The organism is Streptomyces sp. UF-297 (genome assembly GCF_058245575.1).
The window spans coordinates 26190-51093 of the sequence record NZ_JBSIBZ010000057.1 but is presented as its reverse complement, the minus strand read 5'-3'; the positions used below and the strand labels follow the sequence as shown (position 1 = coordinate 51093).

At 71.7% G+C, this 24904-nt stretch carries 23 protein-coding genes; 12 read left to right on the top strand and 11 right to left on the bottom strand.

Annotated elements, in window-relative coordinates; translation table 11 throughout:
- Positions 1-52 precede the first annotated feature (52 nt).
- The 5 genes from AC4IJH_RS27780 to AC4IJH_RS27760 all read left to right on the top strand — a co-directional run bounded on the left by AC4IJH_RS27780 (position 53) and on the right by AC4IJH_RS27760 (position 6859).
- Positions 53-577: a PadR family transcriptional regulator gene (locus AC4IJH_RS27780; protein ID WP_490854618.1), complete on the top strand. Its 525-nt coding sequence runs from the start codon at positions 53-55 to the stop codon at positions 575-577.
- Complete coding sequence (locus AC4IJH_RS27775; RefSeq protein WP_490854617.1) at positions 574-1263, top strand: ABC transporter ATP-binding protein; 690 nt, start codon at positions 574-576, stop codon at positions 1261-1263. The genes AC4IJH_RS27780 and AC4IJH_RS27775 overlap by 4 nt, the downstream gene beginning before the upstream one ends.
- Positions 1264-1337: 74 nt before the next feature.
- Entirely contained in the window at positions 1338-3752 is a 2415-nt protein-coding gene (locus AC4IJH_RS27770; protein ID WP_490854616.1) for an FtsX-like permease family protein, read from the top strand.
- Between the two features lie 42 nt (positions 3753-3794).
- On the top strand, positions 3795-6170 hold the full coding sequence (locus tag AC4IJH_RS27765; RefSeq protein ID WP_490854615.1) for an FtsX-like permease family protein: 2376 nt from the start codon (positions 3795-3797) through the stop codon (positions 6168-6170).
- 89 nt (positions 6171-6259) lie between these two features.
- A complete protein-coding gene (locus AC4IJH_RS27760) occupies positions 6260-6859 on the top strand; it encodes a Uma2 family endonuclease (RefSeq protein WP_490854614.1) in 600 nt (199 codons plus the stop codon).
- A 6-nt stretch (positions 6860-6865) separates the two neighbouring features.
- Here AC4IJH_RS27760 and AC4IJH_RS27755 read toward each other — a convergent pair whose 3' ends face one another.
- Positions 6866-7837 carry a hydrogen peroxide-inducible genes activator gene (locus AC4IJH_RS27755; protein WP_490854613.1) on the bottom strand — a complete coding sequence of 324 codons (972 nt, stop codon included), beginning with the start codon at positions 7835-7837 and terminating at the stop codon, positions 6866-6868.
- A 152-nt stretch (positions 7838-7989) separates the two neighbouring features.
- Between AC4IJH_RS27755 and AC4IJH_RS27750 the strand changes: the two genes are divergently transcribed.
- From AC4IJH_RS27750 to AC4IJH_RS27740, 3 genes are all read left to right on the top strand, one after another.
- Positions 7990-8544: a peroxiredoxin gene (locus AC4IJH_RS27750; RefSeq protein WP_490854612.1), complete on the top strand. Its 555-nt coding sequence runs from the start codon at positions 7990-7992 to the stop codon at positions 8542-8544.
- Between the two features lie 2 nt (positions 8545-8546).
- On the top strand, positions 8547-9083 hold the full coding sequence (locus tag AC4IJH_RS27745; RefSeq protein ID WP_490854611.1) for an alkyl hydroperoxide reductase: 537 nt from the start codon (positions 8547-8549) through the stop codon (positions 9081-9083).
- Positions 9084-9161: 78 nt separating this feature from the next.
- The gene (locus tag AC4IJH_RS27740) at positions 9162-10874 is read left to right on the top strand and encodes an alpha/beta hydrolase (protein ID WP_490854610.1); all 1713 of its coding nucleotides are present in this window, start codon (positions 9162-9164) and stop codon (positions 10872-10874) included.
- 61 nt (positions 10875-10935) lie between these two features.
- On the opposite strand, the gene AC4IJH_RS27735 is transcribed toward AC4IJH_RS27740, so the two are convergent.
- The 4 genes from AC4IJH_RS27735 to AC4IJH_RS27720 all read right to left on the bottom strand — a co-directional run bounded on the left by AC4IJH_RS27735 (position 10936) and on the right by AC4IJH_RS27720 (position 16236).
- On the bottom strand, positions 10936-12429 hold the full coding sequence (locus tag AC4IJH_RS27735) for an AI-2E family transporter (protein WP_490854609.1): 1494 nt from the start codon (positions 12427-12429) through the stop codon (positions 10936-10938).
- A 155-nt stretch (positions 12430-12584) separates the two neighbouring features.
- On the bottom strand, positions 12585-13304 hold the full coding sequence (locus AC4IJH_RS27730) for an aggregation-promoting factor C-terminal-like domain-containing protein (protein ID WP_490854608.1): 720 nt from the start codon (positions 13302-13304) through the stop codon (positions 12585-12587).
- A gap of 425 nt (positions 13305-13729) precedes the next feature.
- Positions 13730-15067, bottom strand: a complete 1338-nt coding sequence (phoH2, locus tag AC4IJH_RS27725; protein WP_490854607.1) for an RNA 5'-3' helicase PhoH2 — start codon at positions 15065-15067, stop codon at positions 13730-13732.
- A 371-nt stretch (positions 15068-15438) separates the two neighbouring features.
- The gene (locus AC4IJH_RS27720; RefSeq protein WP_490854606.1) at positions 15439-16236 is read right to left on the bottom strand and encodes an isoprenyl transferase; all 798 of its coding nucleotides are present in this window, start codon (positions 16234-16236) and stop codon (positions 15439-15441) included.
- Positions 16237-16358: 122 nt separating this feature from the next.
- Here AC4IJH_RS27720 and mgrA point away from each other — a divergent pair, with 122 nt between their 5' ends.
- Positions 16359-17396, top strand: a complete 1038-nt coding sequence (gene mgrA / locus AC4IJH_RS27715) for an L-glyceraldehyde 3-phosphate reductase (RefSeq protein ID WP_490854605.1) — start codon at positions 16359-16361, stop codon at positions 17394-17396.
- Positions 17397-17794: 398 nt separating this feature from the next.
- On the opposite strand, the gene AC4IJH_RS27710 is transcribed toward mgrA, so the two are convergent.
- Positions 17795-18547 carry a prepilin peptidase gene (locus tag AC4IJH_RS27710; RefSeq protein WP_490854625.1) on the bottom strand — a complete coding sequence of 251 codons (753 nt, stop codon included), beginning with the start codon at positions 18545-18547 and terminating at the stop codon, positions 17795-17797.
- Positions 18548-18652: 105 nt separating this feature from the next.
- Here AC4IJH_RS27710 and AC4IJH_RS27705 point away from each other — a divergent pair, with 105 nt between their 5' ends.
- Positions 18653-19120 carry a DUF192 domain-containing protein gene (locus AC4IJH_RS27705; protein WP_490854604.1) on the top strand — a complete coding sequence of 156 codons (468 nt, stop codon included), beginning with the start codon at positions 18653-18655 and terminating at the stop codon, positions 19118-19120.
- Positions 19121-19404: 284 nt separating this feature from the next.
- Here AC4IJH_RS27705 and AC4IJH_RS27700 read toward each other — a convergent pair whose 3' ends face one another.
- Positions 19405-19773: an ArsR/SmtB family transcription factor gene (locus AC4IJH_RS27700; RefSeq protein WP_490854603.1), complete on the bottom strand. Its 369-nt coding sequence runs from the start codon at positions 19771-19773 to the stop codon at positions 19405-19407.
- Between the two features lie 228 nt (positions 19774-20001).
- On the opposite strand from AC4IJH_RS27700, the gene AC4IJH_RS27695 reads away from it, so the two are divergent.
- Positions 20002-21228, top strand: coding sequence for an MFS transporter (locus AC4IJH_RS27695; protein ID WP_490854602.1), 1227 nt, complete (start codon positions 20002-20004; stop codon positions 21226-21228).
- A 78-nt stretch (positions 21229-21306) separates the two neighbouring features.
- Here AC4IJH_RS27695 and AC4IJH_RS27690 read toward each other — a convergent pair whose 3' ends face one another.
- Positions 21307-22521 (bottom strand): Cmx/CmrA family chloramphenicol efflux MFS transporter, encoded by a 1215-nt coding sequence (locus AC4IJH_RS27690; RefSeq protein ID WP_490854601.1) that lies wholly within the window; start codon positions 22519-22521, stop codon positions 21307-21309.
- Positions 22522-22686: 165 nt separating this feature from the next.
- A complete protein-coding gene (locus tag AC4IJH_RS27685) occupies positions 22687-23268 on the bottom strand; it encodes a TetR/AcrR family transcriptional regulator (protein ID WP_490854600.1) in 582 nt (193 codons plus the stop codon).
- Between the two features lie 117 nt (positions 23269-23385).
- Here AC4IJH_RS27685 and AC4IJH_RS27680 point away from each other — a divergent pair, with 117 nt between their 5' ends.
- Positions 23386-24081: an esterase/lipase family protein gene (locus tag AC4IJH_RS27680; RefSeq protein WP_490854599.1), complete on the top strand. Its 696-nt coding sequence runs from the start codon at positions 23386-23388 to the stop codon at positions 24079-24081.
- Here the strand turns inward: AC4IJH_RS27680 and AC4IJH_RS27675 are convergent.
- Both AC4IJH_RS27675 and AC4IJH_RS27670 read right to left on the bottom strand, forming a co-directional pair.
- Entirely contained in the window at positions 24078-24671 is a 594-nt protein-coding gene (locus AC4IJH_RS27675) for a hypothetical protein (protein WP_490854598.1), read from the bottom strand. The two genes, AC4IJH_RS27680 and AC4IJH_RS27675, sit on opposite strands and share 4 nt — an antisense overlap.
- Positions 24664-24807 carry a hypothetical protein gene (locus AC4IJH_RS27670; RefSeq protein ID WP_490854597.1) on the bottom strand — a complete coding sequence of 48 codons (144 nt, stop codon included), beginning with the start codon at positions 24805-24807 and terminating at the stop codon, positions 24664-24666. The genes AC4IJH_RS27675 and AC4IJH_RS27670 overlap by 8 nt, the downstream gene beginning before the upstream one ends.
- Between the last annotated feature and the right edge of the window lie 97 nt (positions 24808-24904).

The window sequence follows — 24904 nt, the reverse complement described above, 5'->3', positions numbered from 1 at the left end:
TATACAAGGCGCGTATACACCATGAACACACTCCCGAAGTAAGGTGGTCGGCATGTCAATCGGTCATACGCTGCTGGGCCTCCTGGAGTCCGGCCCTCGTCACGGCTACGACCTCAAGCGGGCCTTCGACGAACACTTCGGCCACGACCGCCCGCTGCACTACGGGCAGGTCTACTCGACCATGTCCCGGCTGCTGAAGAACGGCCTGGTCGAAGTGGACGGCGTGGAGGCGGGCGCCGGTCCCGAGCGCAAGCGCTACGCCATCACCGACGCCGGCATCACCGATGTCGCCCAGTGGCTGGCCCGCCCGGAGAAGCCCGAGCCGTATCTGCAGTCCACGCTCTACACCAAGGTCGTTCTCGCGCTGCTGACCGAGCGCGACGCCGCCGAGCTGCTGGACACCCAGCGCACCGAGCATCTGCGGCTGATGCGCGGCCTGACCGAGCGCAAGCGCAAGGGCGATCTGGCCGATCAACTCATCTGCGACCACGCACTGTTCCACCTGGAGGCCGATCTGCGCTGGCTGGAGCTGACCACGGCCCGTCTGGACAAGCTCGCGGCGGCGGTGCGCGCATGACCCCCGCCGGTTCCCTGCTGGCCGCCGAGTCGCTGCACAAGGCGTACGGCCCCACGCCCGCGCTCGACGGGGTGGACTTCTCCGTCCACCCCGGCGAGGTGGTGGCGGTGATGGGCCCCTCCGGCTCCGGCAAGTCCACCCTGCTGCACTGTCTGGCCGGGATCATCCGCCCGGACTCCGGCACGGTCCGCTACGGCGACCGTGTGGTGACGGATCTGAGCGACGCCGAGCGCAGCGCGCTGCGCCGTACCGACTTCGGCTTCGTCTTCCAGTTCGGCCAGCTGGTCCCGGAGCTGACCTGCCTGGAGAACGTCGCCCTGCCGCTGCGCCTGAACGGCGCCAAGCGCAAGGCGGCCGAGGCCCACGCGCTGTCCTGGCTGGAGCGCCTGGAGGTCGAGGGCGTCCGCACCCAGCGCCCCGGCGAGATCTCCGGCGGGCAGGGACAGCGCGTCGCCGTCGCCCGCGCCCTGGCGGGCCACCCCCGCGTCATCTTCGCGGACGAGCCCACCGGCGCGCTGGACTCCCTCAACGGCGAACGCGTCATGACGCTGCTGACCGACGCCGCCCGCGACACCAACGCCGCCGTCGTCCTGGTCACCCACGAAACCCGCGTCGCCGCCTACTCCGACCGCGAGGTCATCGTCCGCGACGGCAAGATCAAGGACATGCTGGCGGGCCTCATATGACCCTGCTCGGCGACCGCGCCACCAAGGGTGGCGAAGCCCCGGGCAAGGACGCGGCAAAAAGTACGATTCGCACCATGTCTCGCGCGACTCCCCCCACCGGCCCGGCCGCCTGGCTGCGCGACCTGACCATGGGTATGCGCTTCGCCTGGACCGGCGGCCGGGAGGGCTGGTTCCGTACGGTCCTGACGGCGGTGGGCGTCGGCCTGGGCGTGGCCGTCATGCTGGTGGGCGCCTCCGTACCGAACCTGCTCGCCGCCACGCACGCCCGCGACAAGGCCCGCGAGACCGTCGGCGGCCAGCTCTACACGGTCGACCGGGCCGACAACACCATCGTCTTCGCCAGGGCGCAGACCACCTTCGAGGGCCAGGGCATCCAGGGCCGGATCGTGCGGCCCGACGGGAAGCACCCGCCCCGGCCGCCGGGCGTGGACAAGCTCCCCGGCCCCGGGCAGATGCTGGTCTCCCCCGCCCTGAAGAAGCTGCTGGACGACCCCGGTAACGAGCTGCTGCGCGAGCGGATCCCGTACAAGAACGTCGGCACCATCGGCGACGAGGGTCTGCTCGGCCCCGCCGAACTGACCTTTCTGGCGGGCAGCGACACCCTGCGCGTCGGCGACGGCTACCGCACCGCCCACTTCGGCCGGGAATTCGAGCGCGAACCGCTGCGCGCCCCGCTGATGGTGCTGGTCATCATGGGCTGCGTGGTGCTGCTGACGCCCGTCATGGTCTTCATCGGCACCGCCATCCGCTTCGGCGGCGAGCGCCGCGAACAACGGCTGGCCGCGCTGCGCCTGGTCGGCGCCACCGTCCGCAGCACCCGCCGGATGGCCGCGGGAGAAGCGCTGTTCGGCTCCCTGCTCGGCCTGGTGGCCGGTGTGGCGCTCTTCTTCGCACTGCGGCAGCTGGCGATGGTCGTCACGCTGTGGAACATCAACGTCTTCCCCACCGACGTCACGCCCGACCCGCTGCTGGCCGGCGCGATCGCGGCCCTGGTGCCGCTGATGTCGATCGTGGTGACGCTGCTCGCCCAGCGCGCGGTCACCGCCGAACCGCTCGGTCTCGTACGCAACCGGCCCGTCAGACGGCGCCGCCTGTGGTGGCGGGTGCTGCTGCCGCTGGCGGGCCTGGCCCTGCTGCTGCCGATGATCGGGCAGATGCAGTACGCCACGGACGCGCTGACCTCGCTGGGCCTGGTGACCGGCGCGGTACTGCTGCTCCTGGGTGTGACGGCGCTGCTCCCGTGGCTGGTGGAGGCGGTGGTGGGCCGGCTGCACGGCCGCGGTCCGGTGCCCTGGCAGCTGGCCGTGCGCCGCCTGCAGCTCAGCAGCGGCGCGGCCACCCGCGCGGTCAGCGGCATCACCGTCGCCGTCACCGGCGCCATCGCCGTCCACATGCTGCTCACCGGCATGCAGATCGGCTACCAGAGCTCCTACGCCGAGGCCAACCTCCGTCCCCAGCTGGCCCTCGGCGGGTACGCGACGAACTGGCCGGAGGCACAGCGGGCGCTGAAGGAACTGCGGGCCACCGAGGGCGTACGGCAGGCGCGCGGCTACATCCAGGGGTGGGGCGGCAAGGAGGGCGACAACGGCCGGGTGCGGGACGTCGGCGGCCCCGGCGGGGACTACCGCAATGTGCTGACCGAGGCGATCAAGGTCGGCGACTGCACCCAGCTGCGCGAGCTGGCCCACATCGGCTCCTGCAAGGACGGCGATGTCTTCGTGACCGACGACCTGGTCACGCCGTCCCCCGCCCGCTCCGCCGACGCGCTGTTCGCCAAGCCCGGCGCCCGCCTCAACCTCAACCCCAACGAGGGAGTCGAGGACATGGGACCGCCCCGGCTGTGGACCATCCCCGCCTCGGCCCGCACGGTCAAGGCCAAGGAGTCCGAGGAGGACCGCCTCCTCTTCCTCGGCGGCGGCGTACTGGCCACCCCGGGCGCGATCGACCTCTCCCGGATGCAGCGCCCGCACATGGAGCTGAAGGTCGACTTCGATCCGTCGGTGCCCGACGTGGTGGAGCGCATCCGCACCACCGCGACGCGGATCAACCCGACGATCTCGGAGCACAGTTATCTGCACAACCCGCACGACCAGCAGCTGGTCAGCATCCGCAACGCGCTGTTCGCCGGAGCGGTGGTCACCCTGGTGCTCATCGGCGCCGGGCTCGTCATCACCACCGTCGAGCAACTGCGCGAGCGCAGGCGCCTGTTGTCGGTCCTGCACGCCTACGGCATCCGGCGCTCCACCCTGGGTTGGTCGGTGCTGTGGCAGACCGCCGTGCCCGTCGTCCTCGGCCTCGCGCTGGCGGTCGCGGGCGGGGTGGGCCTGGGCTCGCTGCTGCTGGCGATGATCGAGAGCGCGGTGTTCGTGGACTGGTGGGTGGTGGCGGGCATGGCCGCCATCGGCGGGGGCGTGATCCTGCTGGTGACCGCGGTCAGCCTGCCGCCGCTGTGGCGGATGATGCGCCCCGACGGCCTGCGGACGGAGTGACGGGGCGCCGACGACAGCGCAAAAGGGCACGAGGGGGACAGGATGACCGAGGACGCGCGGCGGCCCGCCGCCCGCTGGTTCCAGGACCTCGCCATGGGCGTGCGGTTCGCCGTCGTCGGCGGCCGCGAAGGCTGGCTGCGTACGGCGCTGACCGCGCTCGGCGTGGGCCTCGGCGTCGTCGTCCTTCTGCTGGCCGCCTCCATCCCCCACGCGATCCGCACCTCCATGGACCGCGACCGGTTCACCAGCACGGCGTCGGCCACGCAGGAGCCCCCGAGCCGCGGCTCGGTACTCGTCGGCCGGGCCGACGGCGCGTTCGGGGACCGGCCGATCCAGGGGGTGCTGCTGAAGCCGGAGGGCCCCGCGGCCCCCGTACCACCGGGCCTGGACCGGCTGCCGCGCCCCGGCGAGATGGTGGTCACCCCCGCGCTGGCCGAGCTGCTCGCCTCGCCCGGCGGCGCACTGCTGCGCGAGCGCTACCAGGACTACCGGGTCACCGGACGCATCGGCGACGAGGCCGGGCACGGAACCGAGACGCTGGCGTTCTACGCGGGCTCGGACGCGCTGCGCCCCACCGACGACGGATCCGTCGAGCGCGCCACGGCCTTCGAGTCCGCACGGCCGCCCTTCGACCCGCCGCCGCTGATGCTGCTGATGATCGTGGTGGGCTGTGTCGCGCTGCTCGTGCCGGTGGCCGTCTTCATCGCCACCGCCGTACGCCTGGGCGGCGAGCGCCGGGAGCGGCGGCTGGCCGCGCTGCGCCTGGTCGGCGCCGACCGCGCCACGACCAGCCGGATCGCCGCGGGCGAGGCGCTGGCGGGCTCCCTGCTGGGGCTCGCGGTGGGCCTCGCCGTCTTTCTGATCTGCCGTCAACTCCTGTCCGGGCTGGAGCTGTTCTCCTATCGCTTTTACGCACGGGACGTGACGCCCGACGCCGGGCTCGCCGCCTTCATCGCTCTCGCGGTGCCCGTCACGGCCGTCGCCGTCACCCTCTTCGCCCTGCGCACGGTGGCCGTCGAGCCGCTGCGGGTCGTGCGCCCGCGCCCGCAGCGGCGGCGCCGCCTGTGGTGGCGGCTGCTCCTGCCGCTGACCGGCGCCGCCGTGCTGCTCTCGCTGTACGGGCCGGGCAGACTCACCGGCGACCGGGGCACCGCCCTGCTCGCACTGGGCGCGAGCCTGCTGATCCTGGGCGTCGCGGCCCTGATGCCCTGGCTGGTCCAGGCCGTCGCCGCCCGCGCGGGCAGGGGTGCGCCGTCCTGGCAACTGGCCCTGCGGCGGCTGCAGTTGAGCGGCTCCGCAGCCGCCAGGCCGGTCAGCGCGATCACCGTCGCGGTGGCCGGCGCCATCGCCGTACAGGTCCTGCTGGGAACGGCGGTGGCCGATATGCGCGAGACGGTGCCCACGCCCCGGCCCACCGACCACTACACGGTCCAGTCCTGGAGCGGGGTCCTGCCCGCCGACCGGGCGCCCGAGCTGTTCGAGCGGCTGCGCGCGGTCGAGGGAGTACGCAGCGTCGACGGCGCGGTGAGCGGCCCGGCGACCCTCGCGGGCAGCCGGAGCGCGGACCCACCGGAGTACCGCGTCACCGTCGCCGACTGCGCCACGCTGCGGCAGCTGGCCGAGACCGGCCGGTGCGCGGACGGCGACGTCTTCCTGCCGCAGGCGTCCGGGGACTCCGAAGGTCCCGGCGGCATCCCCCCGGACACCCCGCGCCCCGGCGCCCGGCTCCTGCTGGGCCCGCGCGAGGGCACACGCTCCCCCACGCCGTGGACCGTGCCCGCCACCGCTCCGCGCGTCCCGCTCCGGCTCGGCCCGTCCCCCTTGGAAGACGCCGACGTCCTGGCCACCCCCGGGGCACTGGACCCCACGCTGCTGCCCTCACCGCTCATCGAGGCGCGGGTGAGGACCGGCCCCGGCCACCCGGCCGCGGTCGAGCACCTGCGCAACGCGGCGGCCCGCTTCGACCTGCGGACAGGCGTCTTCGCCCCCTCCGGCGGCGCCCTCGCGCCCTTCGCCACCTACTCCGTCTTCCGCGCCGCCCTGGCCTTCGGCGCGCTCGCCGTCATGGCCCTGATCGGCACCGGCCTGCTGATCTCCGTACTGGGGCAACTGCACGAGCGCAGGCGCCTGTTGTCGGCCCTGAACGCCTTCGGCACCCCGCACGCCACCCTCGGCTGGTCGATCGTCTGGCAGACCGCGGTCCCCGTCGCCCTGGGCCTGGGCCTCGCGGTCGTCTGCGGCCTGGGCCTGGGCCTGCTCCTCCTCGGCCTCGTCGGCAGCGTCCACGACTTCACCGTCGACTGGCTCACCCTCGCCGCCCTGACCGGCTCGGCCGCGGCGGCGGTCCTCGCCGTCACCGCCTTGAGCCTGCCGATCCTGTGGCGCGCGATGCGGCCGGACGGGCTTCGCACGGAGTAGCCCACGAACGGGTCAACGCTGCGGAGCGGGACACATTCGAGCACCTCTGCCTACGATGATGCTCTCGACACCAGCCACTTGGAGGCGCCATGTCTGCCGCAGCGGTCGAGTACCCGCATGAAGGCAAGCTGCCCAGTCTGCTCGACGCGGCGAGGGAACTCTCCGAGCGGAACCCCGGCTTCCGAGTCGAGATCATCGGGGGACAACTGATCGTGACACCGCCCGCCGACGGCTCACATGCCGTTTCACTGACCGACCTCACCTTCACATTCGCGGCCGCACACGGGGCAGAGACGCGAGTGGTGCAAGCCTTCGGCGTATGGCTTCCCGAGGGCCCGGAGGAGTACGCGATCCCCGACCTGGCGATTGTCGACGCCGACTACCGCGATCACTACATCCAGGACAACTGTTACGACCCGGCGATCTTCCGTTTGGTCTTGGAGGTCACCTCGTCCAATTACAACACCGACCTCAAGGCCAAGGTGGCCGCATACGCGATCGCCAAGATCCCGGTCTACGTGATCGTCGACCGCAAGCACGACCGCCTCCACGTCCTTCAGGACCCCATCGCCAACGAATACGACAAGCACCGCGTCCACGCCCCCGGCGAGCAGGTCCCTCTTCCCGGGTCCATCGGCGCCGAAGTCGCCCTCGACGTAGCGGCGATCTTGGAAGCCGCCCGCCCATGACCGCCCTCAGCGGTCCGCGATCCGCACCGGAAGCAGCCTCATAGCCCCCCGCAGCGCCCCCGCGAACTCCTCGAATTCCTCCCCCCGCGCGGCCCCCGACCGCATGGCCAGTGCGATGCGCCGCGACGGCGCCGGGTCGGCGAAGTAGCCCGTCGTCAGCAGGTCGTTGCGGGCCGTCTCCACGCGAAGTGCCGTACGGGGAAGCAGCGTTACCCCCAGGCCGCCCGCCACCAGCTGGACCAGGGTCGACAGGCCCGCCGCGCTCGTGGTCACCGGAGCGCCGGCCTCGCGCCCCGCCTCGCGGCAGATGTCCAGGGCCTGGTCGCGCAGGCAGTGCCCCTCGTCCAGCAGCAGCAGATCCAGTTCCTTCAGCGCCTCGCGCGGCAGATCGCTGCGGCCGCCGAGCCAGTGGTCCTTGGGGGCGACGAGCACGAAGTCCTCGTCGAAGAGCGGGAGTTCGGCCACTCCGGGCACACCGAGCGGTACGGCGAGCAGCAGCAGGTCCAGGCGGCCGCCGGCCAGCCCCTCCAGCAGGGAGGCGGTCTGCTCCTCGTGCACCTGGAGGTCGAGGTCGGGGTAGGTGTCGCGGACCAGGCGCAGCACGGTGGGCAGGAGGTAGGGCGCCACGGTCGGGATGACGCCGAGCCGCAGCACACCGGTGAAGGGCGCGCGGGCCGCCTCCGCCTCCTCCATCAGGTCGCCGACCGCGCTCAGGACCGTACGGGCCCGGGCCGCCACCCGCTCCCCCGCCGAGGTCAGCATCACCTTGCGCGTCGTACGCTCGACGAGCTGCACGCCCAGCGCCTCCTCCAGCGCCGAGACCGCTCCGGACAGCGCGGGCTGGCTCATCCCGATCTCGGCCGCGGCCTCGCGGAAATGCAGGTGCTCGGCCACCGCGGCGAACGCCCTCAGCTGGGCGAGGCTGGGCTGGCGCGGCCTGCCGCCACCGGCTCCCGCGAGCGGCACCGATGCCACCACTGATAACCACCTCCGATCAACATCAACCAGTCTAGCTATTTCCCTGATCAATGCCTCCTGTGGCAGTCTGTAACTCGTCCAACCCCCAGGAAAGCCCTCGTACGACACAAGTGCGACAAAACCAGGGCCTTCCGACGCTGCAAGGAGTGCACGTGCTCACTGTCGGTGACAAGTTCCCCGAGTTCGACCTGACCGCCTGCGTCTCGCTCGAGAAGGGCGCGGAGTTCGAGCAGATCAACCACAAGACCTACGAGGGCAAGTGGAAGATCGTGTTCGCGTGGCCCAAGGACTTCACCTTCGTGTGCCCGACCGAGATCGCCGCCTTCGGCAAGCTGAACGACGAGTTCGCCGACCGTGACGCCCAGATCCTCGGCTTCTCCGGCGACAGCGAGTTCGTGCACCACGCCTGGCGCAAGGACCACCCGGACCTGACCGACCTGCCCTTCCCGATGCTGGCCGACTCCAAGCACGAGCTGATGCGCGCCCTGGGCATCGAGGGCGAGGACGGCTTCGCGCAGCGCGCCGTCTTCATCGTCGACCAGAACAACGAGATCCAGTTCACCATGGTGACCGCCGGCTCCGTCGGCCGTAACCCCAAGGAGGTCCTGCGGGTCCTGGACGCCCTGCAGACCGACGAGCTGTGCCCCTGCAACTGGAGCAAGGGCGAGGACACCCTCGACCCGGTCGCGCTCCTGGCCGGTGAGTGAGCATGGCGCTCGATGAGCTGAAGGCCGCCGTACCGGACTTCGCCAAGGACCTGAAGCTGAACCTCGGTTCGGTGATCGGCAATCAGGACAAGCTCTCCCAGCAGCAGCTGTGGGGCACCGTCCTGTCCTGCGCGATCGCCTCGCGCTCGGCCAAGGTGCTGCGCGAGCTGGAGCCGCAGGCCAAGGCCAACCTGAGCCCCGAGGCCTACGCCGCCGCCAAGTCGGCCGCCGCCATCATGGCGATGAACAACGTCTTCTACCGCACGCGTCATCTGCTCTCCGACCCGGAGTACGACACGATGCGCGCCGGTCTGCGGATGAACGTCATCGGCAACCCGGGCGTGGAGAAGGTCGACTTCGAGCTGTGGTCGATGGCCGTCTCGGCCATCAACGGCTGCGGCCGGTGCCTGGACTCGCACGAGCAGGTGCTGCGCAAGGCGGGCGTGGACCGCGAGACGATCCTCGAGGCCGTCAAGATCGCTTCGGTTCTGCAGGCCGTCGGCGCCACCCTGGACGCCGAGGCCGTGCTGGCCGAGTAATCTCGCGCCACCGGGTCCCGTACCCGTACAGAGCCCCACAGGCTGCCCGCCTGTGGGGCTCTGCGCATGATGGGGGAAATGTCGCTACTGCACCGGCTCGTCGCCTTCCTTCAGCGCCCCTACCTCGATGCCCGTGACCCCTCCCGGGTGGTGCGCCGCTGGCCCGACCTCACCGCCGCCTGCGGGGGCACCCTCTTCTTCTGGCTCTCCCTCACGCCGTCCCTGCTGCCCCGCCCCTGGTATCTCCAGGGCCTGATCGGCGGCATCACCGCCGCCATCGGCTATGCGCTGGGCGCGAGCGCGAGCGGCCTGGTCCGCCTGCTGTCGCAGCGCCGGCCCGGCGAGAAGGCCCGCGCCCGCTGCTGGCAGGCGTACTACGTCCTGGCGCTGGTGCTCAGCACGGCGGCGGTCTCCTGGAGCGCGCACGCCCAGCGCAGGCTGCGCCGCCTGCAGGAGCTGGAGCCGTCCCTGGTCTGGCACACCCCCATGATCATCCTGATCGCGGGGCTGGTGTGCCTGCTGCTGGTGCTGCTGGCCCGCTCGGTGCGCCTGCTGGCCCGTACCGTCATCCGCTGGGCGGCCCGCTTCGTGCCCCGGCCCGTCGCGTACGTCATCGGGCTGTTCGTGACCGCCACGCTGGTCGTCATCGGCTCCAAGGACGTCCTGTGGGACCGCGGCTTCATCGACGTCGCCGACGACCTGGCGGCCGCGGCCAACCTCGGCACCGCCGACGGCATCACCCGCCCCTCCTCGCCCCTGGTCTCCGGCAGCCCGCAGTCCCTGGTCGCATGGGAGGAACTGGGCGCCCAGGGCCGTAACTTCACCGGGGCCACGCCCGAGCGGCAGGACATCGAGGCCTTCAGCGGCAGGACGGCCCGGGACCCGGTGCGGGTGTACGTCGGGGAGCGGCCGGGCCCCGAGGACTTCGCGGGCGCCGCCGCGCTGGCGGTGCGCGAACTGGAGCGCACCGGCGGCTTCGACCGCTCCGTCCTGGCCGTCATGGGCACCACCGGCAGCGGCTGGGTGGACCCGCGCATCCCCGAGGCGCTGGAGTATCTGCACGGCGGCGACACGGCCGTGGTCGCGCTGCAGTACTCCTACCTGCCCAGCTGGATCTCCTTCCTCGTCGACAAGGAGAAGGCCCAGCGGGCCGCGCGCGCCCTGATCGAGGCGGTGCGCGCCAAGTGGGCCACGCTGCCCGCCGAGCGCCGCCCCAAGCTGGTCGTCGGCGGGGAGAGCCTGGGCAGCTACGCCACCGAGGCGTCCTTCGCGGACCTGAAGGACCTCCTGGCCAAGGTGGACGGCGCCCTGTTCGCGGGTCCCCCGAACTTCAGCCCGCTGTGGAACGAGGCCACCCGCGGGCGCGAGCCGGACAGCCCCGTGTGGCGCCCCGTCTACGACCGCGGGCGCCATATCCGCTTCGCCCAGTACCCCGAGCGCGACCTGCGCCGCCCCGGCGGCCCCTGGCAGCACCCCAGGGTCGTCTATCTCCTCAACGCCTCGGACCCGGTGGTGTGGTGGTCGCCCGACCTGCTGTTCAGCCGGCCCGCCTGGCTCAGGCCGCCGCCGGGCCCGGACGTCACCGACGAGATGAACTGGTTCCCCTTCGTCACCTTCTGGCAGACCACCGTGGACATGGCGGTCGCCTCCGACGCCCCGGCCCCGCACGGCCACCGCTACGGCACGGGCCCGGTGGCGGCCTGGGCCGCGATCGTGCCCCCGCCCGGCTGGACCGCCGCGGACACCGCCCGCCTGACCGCGTACCAGGACGCGAAGAAGGCGCCCTACTGAGCCTGCCGGCGGCTCGGGGGCGCCTTCTCGCGCGGGCGCGGCAGGCCTAGGGGCTGTACGGCTACCGGGGCGGGTCCTCCCGCGCGTCGTCCGCCGCCCGGCTGCCCGGCGCCGGCGTCGGGGCCACGTCCAGGGCCGTGGCGCCGTGCGGCGGCGGTGCCATGCGCAGCGCGCGTTCCTGGGAGTAGGAGCGCAGATAGCCGACGACGGTGTTGGCGACGGCCACCAGCGGTACGGCCACCACGGCGCCGCCGATGCCGCCGACCAGGCCGCCCGCGGCGACCGAGAGGATGACGGCGAGCGGGTGGACGCGCACGGCGCGGCCCAGGATGAAGGGCTGCAGGATGTGCCCCTCGATCTGCTGCACCGCCAGGACCACGATCAGCACCATCAGCGCCGCGAACACGCCCTGGGTCACCAGCGCCACCACGATGGCCAGCGCCCCCGAGACGACCGCTCCCACCAGCGGGATGAAGGCGAACAGGAAGATGAAGACGGCCAGCGGCACGGCGAGCGGCACATCCAGGAAGTAGATGCCGATACCGATGAAGATGGCGTCGATCAGAGCCACTATCACCGTGCCGCGCACATAGGCGGTCAGCGTGCGCCAGGCCCGCGGCCCCGCGCCCGCCACGCCCTCGCGGGCCGCGCTGGGGACGAGCTTGAGCACCCAGTTCCAGATCCGCCTGCCGTCGTAGAGCAGGAAGAGCGTGGTGAACATCGCCAGCAGGATGCCGGTGAGCACCTCGATGACGACGGTGACGCCCTCCAGGCCGACCGAGGTGATCGCCTGGGTGTTGGCGCCGATCGCCTCCTGGAGGTTCTTGGCGATGTTGTTGATCTGCTCCTCGGTGACATGGAACGGGCTCTTGAGCAGCCAGCCCTTGAGCTCGGTGATGCCGTCCTGGACCTTGGTGGAGACCGAGTCGATGTTGTCCTGGATCTGCCAGACCACGAACCAGCCGACCAGCCCCATGATCACGAAGCCGCTGATGAAGGCGATGGCGGTGGCCAGCCCCCGGGGCACGCCGCGCCGCTTGAGCCAGGCGACGCTGGGCTGGAGCATCGCGGTGATCAGCAGGGCCGCGATGAAGGCGAGGACGACCAGCTGGACCGAGGAGATGACCTTCGCCAGCACCCAGACCGTGCCGCCCAGGACCAGCAGCCGCCAGCCGACCTCGGCGGCCACCCGTACGCCCCAGGGCACGGCGGCGACCGGGTCGGGCGGGGGCGCGACGGCGGGGGCGTAGTCGGGCGGCGCGGGGACGGACTCGGGGTCGCGGCGGGCCGCTGCCTCCGCCGTCTCCTGCCCGGCGACTTCCCGTACCGCGGTGGCGGTGGCGCCGGGCTCCCACCCGGACGGCGCGCGCCGGGCGTCCGCCGGGCGCTCGATGGGGCCCGGCGGAGGGAAGTACGGCGGCGTGCGGCGCCCGTCGTCTCTGAGGTCTTCCGGGTCGTCGGCGGCCTCCGCCCGGCGGCGCCGGTCTTCGAGCCGCTGCGCGAACCGGGTCAGACCCGCGCCGAGGCCGCCGACCCACTGCGGCAACTTGGACATGTGGCTTCCTTCTCCCCCGCTCCCCGTCTGTGGAGGGTCGACGTTACCCGTGCCCGACACGCGAAACCCCCGACCGTGTGCTGGTCGGGGGTTTCGCGTCAGGTTCGCCGACGGACCGTGATCGTCCCATCACCGGGACGGACCGCCGGTGGCCGCTAGTACCAGTGGTTGGCCTGCCAGAACGACCAGGCGGCGCAGGGGCTGCCGTAGCGGTCGCTGTTCATGTAGCTCAGGCCCCACTTGATCTGGGTGGCCGGGTTGGTCTGCCAGTCCGAGCCCGCGGTGGACATCTTGGAGGCGGGCAGCGCCTGTACGAGGCCGTAGGCGCCCGAAGAGGCGTTGGTGGCGCGGTAGTTCCAGCCGGACTCGCGCTCCACGATGTTGCTGAAGCACTGGAACTGGTCGGCCGGCATCATCTGCCGGGCGATGGCCTGGGTCTCGGCTATCGAGTAGGAGGCCTTGGGGGCGAAGGAGGAGGCGTCGCGGCTGGCGGAGCGGGACGCGGCCAGCTCCTTCTCGCGTTCCTTCTTCTCCTTGGCCGCCTTTTCGTCGGCAACCTTCTTGTCTGCGGCGTCCTTCTTGTCCTGCGCGGTCTGAGCGGCGTCCTTACGGGCCTGCTCCTGCGCGGACTTCAGGGCGGCGTTCTGTGCCGCTGCGGACTGCTCGTCCGCCTGCTGCGTCAGGGACGCGGCCTGGACCTGGGCCTGCTGGCCCAAAGGTATGTCGGCGATCGTCACATCGGCGGCGGAGCCGGCGGCCTCGGTGTTGGCGACCGTTCCCTGCTCGTTGCCCGATGCGACGCCGACGACGGCGCCGACGGTGGTGACCGCGGTGGCGGAGGCCACGGCGAATCCCCGGACCGAGATCCGGCTCACACGTTTTCCTTCCAGCATCGCCCGCTTAGGTGACCTCGCGGACGCAATCGTGCCCCTGGCACTGGTCTCCCCTTGTTCCGAGCCCCAGTTGAGCGGCGGGGCCGGCTGGTCACGGGAGGCACTGACCCGGTACGTCCCCCCGAGGGGTCGCGTGGTGCTCGGGCGGCATACGACGAAAGCTCTGTTTAGTTCTGTTGTTCAGCACCGCTGGGGGTGCTGGTGTGTCGTATGCGGGGCCTGACAGGACCCAGACTCTGCCCGACGGGGACGCGTGGAATCAATTCGTCGTTGCGTGTGAAAGGTCACACCTCGTTTGCGCCTGGGGATTGCCGGAAAGGCCCGCGCGGCACACTGCCGCCCGGCTAGGCTCTTCGCCTTTGCCGGGCGGCAGTCGGTACGTACGCGGCAGTCGGCCGCCTACCGGGTCAGATCCGCCCCTCCTCCAGCATTTCGGTCACCAGGGCAGCAATCGGAGAGCGCTCCGAGCGGTTGAGGGTGACATGCGCGAACAGCGGGTGGCCCTTGAGCTTCTCCACGACCGCGACCACGCCGTCGTACCGGCCGACCCTGAGGTTGTCGCGCTGGGCGACGTCATGGGTGAGGACGACGCGCGAGTTGGCGCCGATCCGGGACAGAACGGTCAGCAGGACATTCCGTTCCAGCGACTGCGCCTCGTCCACGATCACGAACGCGTCGTGCAGCGATCGGCCCCGGATGTGGGTGAGCGGCAGCACCTCCAGCATCCCGCGCCCCACCACCTCCTCGATCACATCGGCGGTGGTCACCGCCGAGAGCGTGTCGAAGACGGCCTGGGCCCAGGGGCTCATCTTCTCCGCCTCGGTGCCCGGCAGATAGCCCAACTCCTGCCCGCCGACGGCGTACAGCGGCCGGAAGACCATCACCTTGCGGTGCTGGCGCCGCTCCAGGACGGCCTCCAGACCCGCGCACAGCGCCAGCGCCGACTTGCCCGTGCCGGCCCGCCCGCCCATGGAGACGATGCCGACCTCCGGGTCCAGCAGCAGGTCCAGCGCGATGCGCTGCTCGGCGCTGCGGCCGTGGATGCCGAACGCCTCCCGGTCGCCGCGCACCAGGCGTACGCTCCCGTCGGCCGTGACCCGCCCGAGCGCCTTGCCGCGCTCGGACTGGAGCACGAGGCCGGTGTGCACGGGGAGTTCGGCGGCCTCGGGTACGTAGGCGCTCTCCGCGGAGAAGAGGTCGTCCACCTGCTCGGCGGTGATCGTCAGCTCCGCCATTCCCGTCCAGCCGGAGTCGGTGATGGCCAGCTCGGCGCGGTACTCCTCGGCCAGCAGGCCGATCGAGGAGGCCTTGATGCGCATCGGCAGGTCCTTGGAGACGACCGTGACGTCGTACCCCTCGGCCTGGAGGTTGCGCGCCACCGCCAGGATCCGCGAGTCGTTGTCACCGAACCTGCTGGGGCCGTTGAGGAACGCGGCGGGCAGCACCCCCGGGTCGGAGTGGTTCAGTTCGACGCGCAGGGTGCCGCCCAGCTCGCCGATCGGGATCGGGGCGTCCAGCCGTCCGTAGCTGACCCGGTACTCGTCCAGCAGGCGCAGCGCCTGACGGGCGAAATAGCCGAGTTCGGGATGGTGCCTCTTTGCCTCCAACTCCGTGACCACCACGACCGGCAGCACGACCTCGTGCTCGTCGAAGCGGGACATGGCGCCTGGATCCGCCAGCAGGACGCTGGTGTCGAGGACATAAGTGCGCCGGTCGTTCTCACGGCGCTTCTTGCTGTTCACCACGGGTGGACGAACCCCCTCGGATGAGGTCGGGGTGCGACGGCGTCGCCGGGTTGGGAGCCCCCCGCCCACAGGCGGGGGACGGGACCGGGCTGCGGTCCCGATGCGCGGGCCGAGCGCCGGCCCTCCGCGTCGTCCGTGCGGTACGCACAGTCGTCCGTGATGCGCAAAGGGCCTCCCGGGCGGACGGCCCCATGCCGCCCGCTGAGATGCGACGCCCGTCGGTTCAGGTGCGTGGGCGCCGACCTGGAAGGGATATTCCCGCGAACACGCGCGCCCATGCAATGGCATATGACGCACGCCCGGTGAACAGGTGGTTACGTGTGGCCGATGGGCGCGAAGGGGTGGGCCCGCGCGCTCCCCCGAAGGGGGGCTCAGCCCCCGTAACGCCGGTGCCTGGCGGCGTAGTCGCGCAGCGCGCGCAGGAAGTCGACCTTGCGGAAGGCCGGCCAGAAGACCTCGCAGAAGTAGTACTCCGAGTGGGCGCTCTGCCAGAGCATGAAGCCGGACAGACGCTGCTCGCCGCTGGTGCGGATGATCAGGTCCGGGTCGGGCTGGCCGCGGGTGTAGAGGTGCTCGGAGATGTGCTCGACGTCCACGATCTCGGCGAGCTCCTCGAAGGAGGTCCCGCGCTCGGCGTGGTCGAGCAGCAGGGACCGTACGGCGTCGGCGATTTCCTGCCGGCCGCCGTAGCCGACGGCGACGTTGACCAGGATGCCGCCGATCCCGTCGGTGGCCTGCTCGGCCTCCTTGAGCACCTGCTGCGTACGGGCGGGCAGCAGGTCGAGGTTGCCGGCGTGGTGCACCCGCCAGCGGCCGTCGGCGGCCAGCCGCCGGACGGTGTTCTCGATGATGCCCAGCAGCGGGGTGAGTTCCTCCTCCGGGCGGTCGAGGTTGTCGGTGGAGAGCATCCAGAGCGTGACGACCTCGACGTCCGTCTCCGCGCACCAGCCCAGCATTTCGTCGATCTTGAACGCGCCGGCCGTGTGGCCCTGCTCGGTGGACAGGCCGTCCGCCCGCGCCCAGCGGCGGTTGCCGTCGAGGATCACACCGATGTGCTTGGGGACTTGGTCGTGGTCGAGGCGGCCCTCCACCCGGCGCGCGTAGAGCCTGTAGACCAGGTCGCGCACCACAGGGGGATATGGGATGCGAATCCCGGAAGATCGCGGCATGTCTGGTCCTGCCCCTCCGTGCCAATGGCGGTCGCCCCGTCGCCTCAAGTCGGCAACTTTACTTCTCCGGCGGCCCGACGGCCCAATCAGGTATGTCACAACTCCGTGATAGGGAGATGAGCATGACTGGTTCTTCTCCCTACCGGGCGGCGGATTCGCGGTACGACTCCATGGAGTACCGGCGCAGCGGCCGCAGCGGCCTCAAACTCCCTGCCATCTCGCTCGGACTGTGGCACAACTTCGGTGACGACCGCACCCTGGGCTCCCAGCGAGCGATCCTGCGCCGCGCCTTTGATCTGGGCGTCACCCACTTCGATCTGGCGAACAACTACGGTCCGCCGCCCGGTTCGGCCGAACTGAACTTCGGCAAGATCTTTTCGCAGGACTTTCGTCCCTACCGCGACGAATTGATCATTTCCACCAAGGCCGGATACCTCATGCACCCCGGCCCGTACGGCGAATGGGGCTCGCGGAAATATCTGCTCTCGTCACTGGACGCGTCGCTCCGGCGGATGGGTGTCGATTATGTCGACATCTTCTACTCGCACCGCTTCGACCCGGACACGCCGCTGGAGGAGACGATGGGCGCGCTGGCGTCCGCCGTCCGGCAGGGCAAGGCGCTGTACGTCGGCGTCTCCTCCTACAACGCCGAGCAGACCCGTGAAGCGGCCCGCATCCTGCGGGAGATGGGGGTGCGGCCGCTGATCCACCAGCCGTCCTACTCCATGATCAACCGCTGGACCGAGGACGACGGCCTGCTGGACACGCTGGAGGCCGAGGAGATGGGCTGCATCTCCTTCGCGCCGCTGGCCCAGGGGATGTTGACCGACAAATACCTCGACGGAATTCCGGCGGGATCGCGGGCCGCGCAGGGCAAATCGCTGGACCCGGACCTGCTCTCGCAGGACGTCGTCGGGCGGCTGCGCGGCCTCAACGAGATCGCGGCGCGCCGCGGCCAGTCGCTCGCCCAGCTCGCGCTGGGCTGGGTGCTGCGGGACGAGCGAATGACCTCGGCGCTGATCGGGGCGAGCAGCGTGGCGCAGCTGGAGGCGAATGTCGCGGCGCTGGACGGCCCGAAGATCACGGACGCGGAGCTGGCGGAGATCGACCGGTTCGCGAAGTCGACGGACGGCGTGAACATCTGGGCGCGGCGCGGCTGAGGTTCGCCGCGGAAGGGGGCCGCGGGAGCGCGCAAGGACATGTACCGGCTCGGTGTGACCGGGCCGGTACGGCGTGTAAGGCCGGGCATCACCCGGGCCTTGGTCCGAACCAGAGTCCGGGCCGAAAAAAATCCGGGAAAAAAGTTCGCGGGAATGGGTCCTGACGGGATACCGGCCGGATACGGAACGCATACGGGCCCTGCACAGGAGGTCATGACTTCCCGCCGGTAACCCTCCGGCCCGGGTGGCGCCCCGTACCGCAGCGGAAAAATCCCCAATAAAAAGCGGGCCGGTCCGTGGGGGGGATACGGACCGGCCCGAGGGGGGGTTTCCACCATAACCCCGCTGAAGGGGTGCTCCGTGCACAAGAGGGTTCGCCGGGCGCGGGGCGCGGGTGTTCACGCCGCCGCCGCGGCGCCCAGAAGGAGTCCCGCGAAGGCCCCGATGATCATGAACGGGCCGAAGGGAACCGGCGTTTTGCGCCGGTCAGGCCTGGCCAGCAGCACCGCGGCGCCGTACAGCCCGCCCAGCCCGATGCCCGCCGCTCCCCCGGCGATCAGGACCGCCCAGCCGTACCACCCAAGAGCTACCCCCAGACCGATCGCCAACTTGACGTCTCCGAACCCCATCGCACCCGGACGGATCACGAAGAGCAGGAAATAGAAACCGCCGAGGGCCGCGCCGCCGAGCAGGGCGCCCCCGAAGGACCCGGCGGCGCGCGGCAGCAGAGCGGCCAGGCCCAGCAGCGCGGCGGCGGCACCGGCCAGCGCAAGGGTCAGCGCGTCGGGCAGCCGGCGCACCCGGCGGTCCACGGCGATCAGGAGGACGGCCACGGGTGTCAGCAGCAGCCAGACGGCGAGTTCGGGGCGGGCGCCGGTGGCCGCGGCGAGCAGCGCGCACGCCAGACCGGTCGCCGCGCACATCAGGGCGGCCCCCGGCCCGTACGCCACCGGCGCGCCGTCCGGTCCGCAGGCCGCGCAGCGCGCCGTACCCAGCCAGCCGCGCGCCGCCCCGCCGAGCGCATGCCCGCCCGGGCAGACCGCCCGCCACTCCTGGCCCGGCTCCACACCCAGCCGGTGGGCGGGCCGCGGCAACAACAGCCCCGCCACGGCTCCGTACGCGGCGGCCAGAACCACAAGAACCATCGGCATCACAGGCACAGGCCCGACCCTAGGGCCTGTCGCCGAACTCCCGTCGTCCGCCCGCGGGGCAGGCGGGAGTTCGGCGACCGCACCCGGGCTGATACAACGCTGTGCATGGGGCGCTGGCAGAACGGGACCGGGACACTCCGCTTCGAGGCGGCCGGAGAAGCGGCGGTGCCGCCCGGGAGCGACGGGACGGCGGCCCCGCCCCGTGCTGATGGGACGGCGGCCCCGCCCGGAGCCGACGGGGCAGAGGTCCTGCCCGGGGCCGGCCGGCGGTCGATTCCGCTGGAGATCGCGGCGTCCTACCGTGCCCGGTCCCGCGGCCTGCTGGGGCGGGACGGCATCGAGGGCGCGCTGCTGCTGACCCCCGCGAGCGGGGTGCACACCTTCCGGATGCGCTTCGCGATCGATGTCGCGTATCTGCGGCGGGATTTCACGGTGCTGGCCGTACGGACCATGGAGCCGGGGCGGCTGGGGCTGCCCCGGCTCCGCGCCCGGCACGTACTGGAGGCGGAGGCCGGCGCGATGGCCCGTTGGGGCCTGCGCACCGGCGTCCGCGTGGCGGTCAACACCCATTGACCGCAGGTTCGTTCCCTCCCGGAGAGAGCCCGGCCCCTCTCCTCGGTCTCCTCGGTCCCGTGCTGTACAGCCCTGCTGTGTGAAGCACCGCACCGCCGCACCCGGCGTCAGCTGGTGGCTCGTCTCCCTGCCGCGGACCCGTCTCTCCCAGGGCAGGAGCAGACAGGCAGGCCCGCGCGATGCGCTTCCAGCTGATCGCGTGTGAGCAGTGCGAAAACGACCATAGGGCACATACCCCCATATGTACTATCTTCCGGGCCAACTTCCCTTCCCGTGGCGCGCAATTACCCCTTCCAGTCGGCAACCAGCGCCAGCAGGCCCGGGAAACGGGCCTGGAGGTCCTCGATCCGGACGTGGCTGCGCCGCTCCAGCCCGTACTGGCGCTGCCGGATCAGCCCGGCCTCGCGCAGCGTGCGGAAGTGGTGCGTGAGCGTGGACTTGGGGCGGTCGAATTCGAACCAGTTGCAGGTGTGATCGAACGCCTCGGACCGCAGCAGCAGGCGCTGCACCACGCTCATCCGCAGCGGGTCGCTCAGCGCGCCCATCACCACCTCCAGGCGCAGGTCGGCGCGGGCGGGCTCGGGCAGCGGCTCGGGCGCCCCTTCGGGCACGGGCCGGATCTCGAAGGCCGGGCTGGCCAGTTGGGATGCCACAGATCTTTCCCTTCGGCGGACGGGGCCCGGACGGGCGGGGGTGATGGACGACCGGCGGGCGGCAGGCGGACACCCGACGGGCAGTAGTACGACTTGCATCGTACTGCGATTGCCTGTACGAATCTCCCCGTACAGCTTGTACGAGGGAACTCGTACAGACGGTGCGCAGCAACGCGCACGGACGGCCGCGCGGAGCGACCCGTGCGGCCGGAACTCGGAGGGGACCCCATGACCACGACCCATGCCCTGCCCAGGACGGACGCCGACGCGCCGCCCTCGCCACCGCCCGCCCGGGAGGTCCGGCTCGCGGCCTGGCCGGTGGTCGCGGTCTTCGTCCTGTCCAACGCGGCGATGCCGCTCTACACGGTCTGGCAGCGTCAACTCGGCTTCTCCGCCGGCACCTTGACGCTGATCTACGCCGCCTACATGGCCGGGCTGCTCGGCGCGCTGATGGTCGCGGGCGTCCTGTCGGACCGCATCGGCCGCAAGCCCGTCCTGGCCCCGGCGCTGCTGCTGGCCATCGTCGCCTGCCTGGTGTACGCGACCGCCTCGTCGGTCGCCGCACTGGCCGTGGCCCGCTTCCTGACCGGCCTGGCGACCGGCGCCGCGGTGTCGGCGGGGATGGCCGCGGTCACCGACATGGCGGCGGGGCGGCGCAGCGGGCCACTGCTGGCCTCGGCGGCGATGGTGCTGGGCGCCGGCCTGGGCCCGCTGCTGGCCGGGGTGCTCTCGCAGACGGTCCCCGCCCCCACCGCCACGGTCTTCCTTCTCGAAGTCGCCCTGCTCGCAACGGCGTTGGCGGTGGTATGGCGCATGCCGCTGCCGCCGCGCCCGGCGCCCACGGGCACCGGCTCCGGCTCCGCTTCTTGGGTGCGCCTCCCGTCCGTCCCGCGCGCCAACCGCCGCCAACTGACCCTGGGGCTGGCGGCGTTCGCCCCCGGCATCAGCGCCACCTCCTTCGTCCTCTCCCTGGGCCCTTCCCTGCTCACCGGCCTGCTCGGCACCACGAACCGCATCGTCTCCGGGGCGCTGGCCTGCACGATGTTCCTCACCGCGATGGGCGTGCAGTTCGCGGTGGGCCGCCGCTCGGTCCGTACCGTCCTTCTCACCTCCACGGCCGCCACGATCGGCAGCATGGCCGCCCTGATCGTGGCCGTCCACCACTCCTCCCTCCCCGCCCTCGCCGCGGCCGCCGTCCTTGCCGGCGCCGGCCAGGGTCTCGGCCAGCTGGGCGGCCTCACCCTCCTGAGCCGGAGCGTCCCGCCCACCCGCCGCGCCGAGGCCAACTCCGCCCTCAACGCGGGCGGTTACCTCCTGGCAGGCCTCCTCCCCGTAGCCGACGGCTACTTGACCGACGCGGTAGGCCTGTCCACCGGCACCACCCTCTTCGGCCTGGCAGTGGCCGCCCTGGCGCTGGCGGGCGGGGCACTGATCCACACCCGCGGGCCCCGGTAGGCCCCGCAAGGAGCACGGGGAGCTGCCCGGCCAGCCCCCACCGGCCCGCGGATTCATGACCGCGCCCCAGCAGGGCGCTCAGGCGTCGGCGCCCGACCGTACCGGCGCCCCGGCGGACCGGGCGGCGATGCGGGACGAAACCGGGCGGCCCCGCCGCAGCGCCGCCGCCCACCCCGTCGCCACGAGGCCGAGCACGCTCACCCCGGCCCCCACCCACGCCGCCGAGCCGAAACCGAGCCCGGCGTCGATGGTCATGCCCCCGAGCATGGGCGTGAGGGTGATACCGACGTTGAAGGCCGAGGTGTTCAGGGCCGGTGCGAGGGTCGGCGCCGACGGCGCGATGCCAAACACCCGCGCCTGTACCACCGGGTTGGTGACGTAGGAGACGAGCCCGAGGAGGAAGATCAGGACGATCGCGAGGATCAGGTGCGCCGCGGTGAGGGCGAGGAGCGCGGAGATCGCCGCGAGTCCGGCGATGCCGAGGAAGAGGGTACGCAGCGGGGTCGAGTCGGCGGTGCGCCCGCCGATGGTCATGCCGATCAGCCCGCCGACGCCGTACAGCGAGAGCACCACGGGCACCATCGCGTCCGGCAGCCCGCTCACATCGGTCAGCAGCGGCGCGAGGTAGGTGAAGGTGACGATGCCGCCGCCGAAGCTCAGCAGGGTCACGAGGTAGGAGACCCAGAGGGCGGGGTTGACCAGCCCCTTCACCTCGCGTCGAATCGAGGGGACTTCACTGCCCTGGTCGCGCCCGCCGGGCAGTACGGCCAGCAGGGCCACCATGCTGACCACCGTGAGCAGGGCGACTCCCCAGAACGCCGCGCGCCAGCCCGCGTGCTGACTCAGGACGGTTCCGGCCGGTACGCCGACGATGGTGGCGAGGGTGAGTCCGGTGCCGACGACGGCCAGCGCCTTGCCCTTGGCCCCCGCGGGCGCCAGGCTGCTCGCCGTCGCCGCGGCCACCGCCCAGAACCCGGCGTACGCGAGCGCGCTGACGACCCGGGTCGCGAACAGCACTCCGTACCCCGGCGCGAGCGCCCCGACCACATGCCCCGCGATGAAGACGGCCTGGAAGGCGACCAGTGCGGTGCGCCGGGGCCAGCGCAGCGTGGCCACGGCCAGCGCGGGGGCGCCGACGACCATGCCGATGGCGAAGGCGGAGACCAACAGGCCCGCGTCCGGGATGGAGACGCCGAGGTCGGTGGCGACGTTGGGCAGGAGCCCGGAGAGCATGAATTCGGACGTTCCTTGGGCAAATATGCCCAAGCCGAGGATGTAGACGGCGATCGGCATGGGGTGGGGTGCTCCCTGTGTGGCTGGATGAGGCTTTGGTTTTGTATAGATCAGTTCAAAATGAAGGCGCGAAGCGGGCAGGGCGGGATGAGACGGGGAGGGCGGCTTGCGCCGAATAGCCGTTACTGGCAGGCCGGTTGGAGAATGTGCGGCACGGCCGCCGCCTCAGAGCGCGGCGAGCGCGGCTTCCATGACCCCCTCCAGCGCCGCCCGCCCCGCCCCGGACCGCGCGGAGACGCGCAGGCCGCCGATGGTGGCGATGACGAAGTGCGCGAGGGCGCGGGCGTCCTTGTCCGCGGCGATGTCGCCGTCCCGCCGGCCCGATTCGATCGCGGCGCGGAACGCCTCCAGTCGTAGGGCGTAGTCGCGGGCCAGCTCCGCCGCGACGTCCTTGTCGCGGGCGGACACCTCGATGGAGGCGTTGACCACCAGACAGCCGCGGCCGTCGCCGTCGCGCGCGAACTCCTCGTCGATCACCCGCTGGAGGTGGGTGCGGATCTTGCACCGCACGGGCAGATCGCTCTCCAGCAGCTCCATCAACTGGGCGTTCTTGCGCTGCATATAGCGGGCCAGCGCGCGTTCGTACAGGTCGTGCTTGCTCTTGAAGGTGTTGTAGATACTGCTCCGCCCCAGCCCCGTGGCTTCGCACAGGTCCTGGGTGGAGGTCTTCTCGTAGCCGGCGGCCCAGAACGCGTCCATCGCGGCGTCGACCGCCCGCTCCTCGTCGAACTTCCTGGGCCGGGCCATGGCCATGACGCTAGCACCATTTGGATCGTACGGTCCAATACCCTCCGGCCCCTTACCCGCGCCCCCACCGGGCCGCTACCGTCGCGCCACCCATCCCACCCGCTGCAGGGGGCACCCATGACCCGTACGGCACGCCTGGCCCTGGCGGCGCTCACCCTCCTCGCCGCCGTCACCGCGCCCCTGGCCACGACCGCCGCGTCGGCCGCCGCGGCGCCCCGCACCCCGGTGATCTTCGTCCACGGCTACAACGCCGGCCCCGGCGTCTGGGGCGGCCTGATCGACGACTTCAAGGCCGACGGCTACACCGACGCCGATCTGCACTCCTGGTCCTACGACACGCACGCCTCGGTGAACGAGACGCTCGCCGGGCGCTTCGACGCGTACGTCGAGCAGGTGCGCCGGCAGACCGGAGCGGCCCAAGTCGACGTCGTGGCGCACTCGTTCGGCAGCCTGCCCACCCGCTGGTACCTCGCCTTCGGCGGCGGCACCGCGGCCGTGGCCCGCTGGATCTCGCTGGCCGGGCCCAACCACGGCACCACCACGGCCTGGGCCTGCGCCGCCTGGGACCAGGCCTGCCGCGACATGACCCCCGGCTCCTACGTACAGCGGCGCCTGGCCGAGTCCGACGAGACCCCGGGCCCCGCCGCCTACGCCACTTTCTGGTCCGCCTGCGACGAGGTCATCAACCCGGACACCAGCGTCCCCCTCACCGGCGCCACCAACCACGAGACCGCCTGCCTCAAGCACAACGGCCTGCTGGGCGATCCGGGGGTCTCGACCGGTGTACGGGCCTTTCTCGCGCGGGGGCGCTAACAGCCTCTCGCCTTGGCCGCCTTCGGGAGGAAGGCCCGCATGAGCTGCTTGAGGTGGGGGCGCGCGGCATCGGGTGTGCCCGAACGGCCAGCGGAGATCTCCGCCGAGAAACTGCGAGCCTTCTTGTCGCGCTTGGCGGAGGCGGAAGCAGCACAACTGGTCACGCCGTAGACCTTGGTGGAGTGCCCGGCAAGGGATCTGTCGGGCTCGGTCCACGCCTCGGTCCTGGTGTTCCTGAGGTATTCCGTGGCCAGCTCCAACGCCGTCGGGCTGTCCGCGAGCCGTTCCGACCGCACCGACAGCGCGGAGTTCCCGTCGACGTAGTACTCGCAGGAGACATAGGGCTTCCCGCCGGTGAGAAAGAGGCTCCCGGAAAAGGAGATCCTGTCGCCGGGCGGAAGCAGCGGGCGGATCAGATCCTGGTCCACCGGTACGCCGCACAGGTCCATCGGCACGGTGTAATTCTGCTGCGCCCCGCAGCCCGAAAGCAGCGCGGCGAGCGAGATCGCGACCGCGGCGGTCACCGCCGAGCGGGCGTCGCGGCGCCGCTTGCGCTGCGCGTCGGACCGCGCGCCTACCGCCTCAGCCATGGCGAGAGCTCTCCCAGGTGGCCCCGACGGTGTGTCCCGTCCCGGCCGCGTCGGCGGCGGAGTTCCGCAGGTCCCCCTCGGTCGCGGTCTTCAGCTTGCCGAGGTCGAGGTTGTAGAGCTGCTCGTATGTGGGCATGGCTGTGCTTCCCCGTTGTGCCCTGTACGAAGGTGGTGCCGGTGGGCATTGCGAAGTGCGCGCCGGGGGTGGTCGGTCCCGGGGTCCACGCCTCGAT

What these genes read in the sequence shown, in the direction of transcription:
- AC4IJH_RS27780 (WP_490854618.1), top strand. Translation starts at nt 53, where the DNA reads ATGTCAATCGGTCATACGCTGCTGGGCCTCCTGGAGTCCGGCCCTCGT.
- AC4IJH_RS27775 (WP_490854617.1), top strand. Translation starts at nt 574, where the DNA reads ATGACCCCCGCCGGTTCCCTGCTGGCCGCCGAGTCGCTGCACAAGGCG.
- AC4IJH_RS27770 (WP_490854616.1), top strand. Translation starts at nt 1,338, where the DNA reads ATGTCTCGCGCGACTCCCCCCACCGGCCCGGCCGCCTGGCTGCGCGAC.
- AC4IJH_RS27765 (WP_490854615.1), top strand. Translation starts at nt 3,795, where the DNA reads ATGACCGAGGACGCGCGGCGGCCCGCCGCCCGCTGGTTCCAGGACCTC.
- AC4IJH_RS27760 (WP_490854614.1), top strand. Translation starts at nt 6,260, where the DNA reads ATGTCTGCCGCAGCGGTCGAGTACCCGCATGAAGGCAAGCTGCCCAGT.
- AC4IJH_RS27745 (WP_490854611.1), top strand. Translation starts at nt 8,547, where the DNA reads ATGGCGCTCGATGAGCTGAAGGCCGCCGTACCGGACTTCGCCAAGGAC.
- AC4IJH_RS27740 (WP_490854610.1), top strand. Translation starts at nt 9,162, where the DNA reads ATGTCGCTACTGCACCGGCTCGTCGCCTTCCTTCAGCGCCCCTACCTC.
- AC4IJH_RS27735 (WP_490854609.1), bottom strand. Translation starts at nt 12,429, where the DNA reads ATGTCCAAGTTGCCGCAGTGGGTCGGCGGCCTCGGCGCGGGTCTGACC.
- AC4IJH_RS27720 (WP_490854606.1), bottom strand. Translation starts at nt 16,236, where the DNA reads ATGCCGCGATCTTCCGGGATTCGCATCCCATATCCCCCTGTGGTGCGC.
- mgrA (WP_490854605.1), top strand. Translation starts at nt 16,359, where the DNA reads ATGACTGGTTCTTCTCCCTACCGGGCGGCGGATTCGCGGTACGACTCC.
- AC4IJH_RS27710 (WP_490854625.1), bottom strand. Translation starts at nt 18,547, where the DNA reads ATGCCGATGGTTCTTGTGGTTCTGGCCGCCGCGTACGGAGCCGTGGCG.
- AC4IJH_RS27705 (WP_490854604.1), top strand. Translation starts at nt 18,653, where the DNA reads ATGGGGCGCTGGCAGAACGGGACCGGGACACTCCGCTTCGAGGCGGCC.
- AC4IJH_RS27695 (WP_490854602.1), top strand. Translation starts at nt 20,002, where the DNA reads ATGACCACGACCCATGCCCTGCCCAGGACGGACGCCGACGCGCCGCCC.
- AC4IJH_RS27690 (WP_490854601.1), bottom strand. Translation starts at nt 22,521, where the DNA reads ATGCCGATCGCCGTCTACATCCTCGGCTTGGGCATATTTGCCCAAGGA.
- AC4IJH_RS27685 (WP_490854600.1), bottom strand. Translation starts at nt 23,268, where the DNA reads ATGGCCCGGCCCAGGAAGTTCGACGAGGAGCGGGCGGTCGACGCCGCG.
- AC4IJH_RS27680 (WP_490854599.1), top strand. Translation starts at nt 23,386, where the DNA reads ATGACCCGTACGGCACGCCTGGCCCTGGCGGCGCTCACCCTCCTCGCC.
- AC4IJH_RS27675 (WP_490854598.1), bottom strand. Translation starts at nt 24,671, where the DNA reads ATGGCTGAGGCGGTAGGCGCGCGGTCCGACGCGCAGCGCAAGCGGCGC.
- AC4IJH_RS27670 (WP_490854597.1), bottom strand. Translation starts at nt 24,807, where the DNA reads ATGCCCACATACGAGCAGCTCTACAACCTCGACCTCGGCAAGCTGAAG.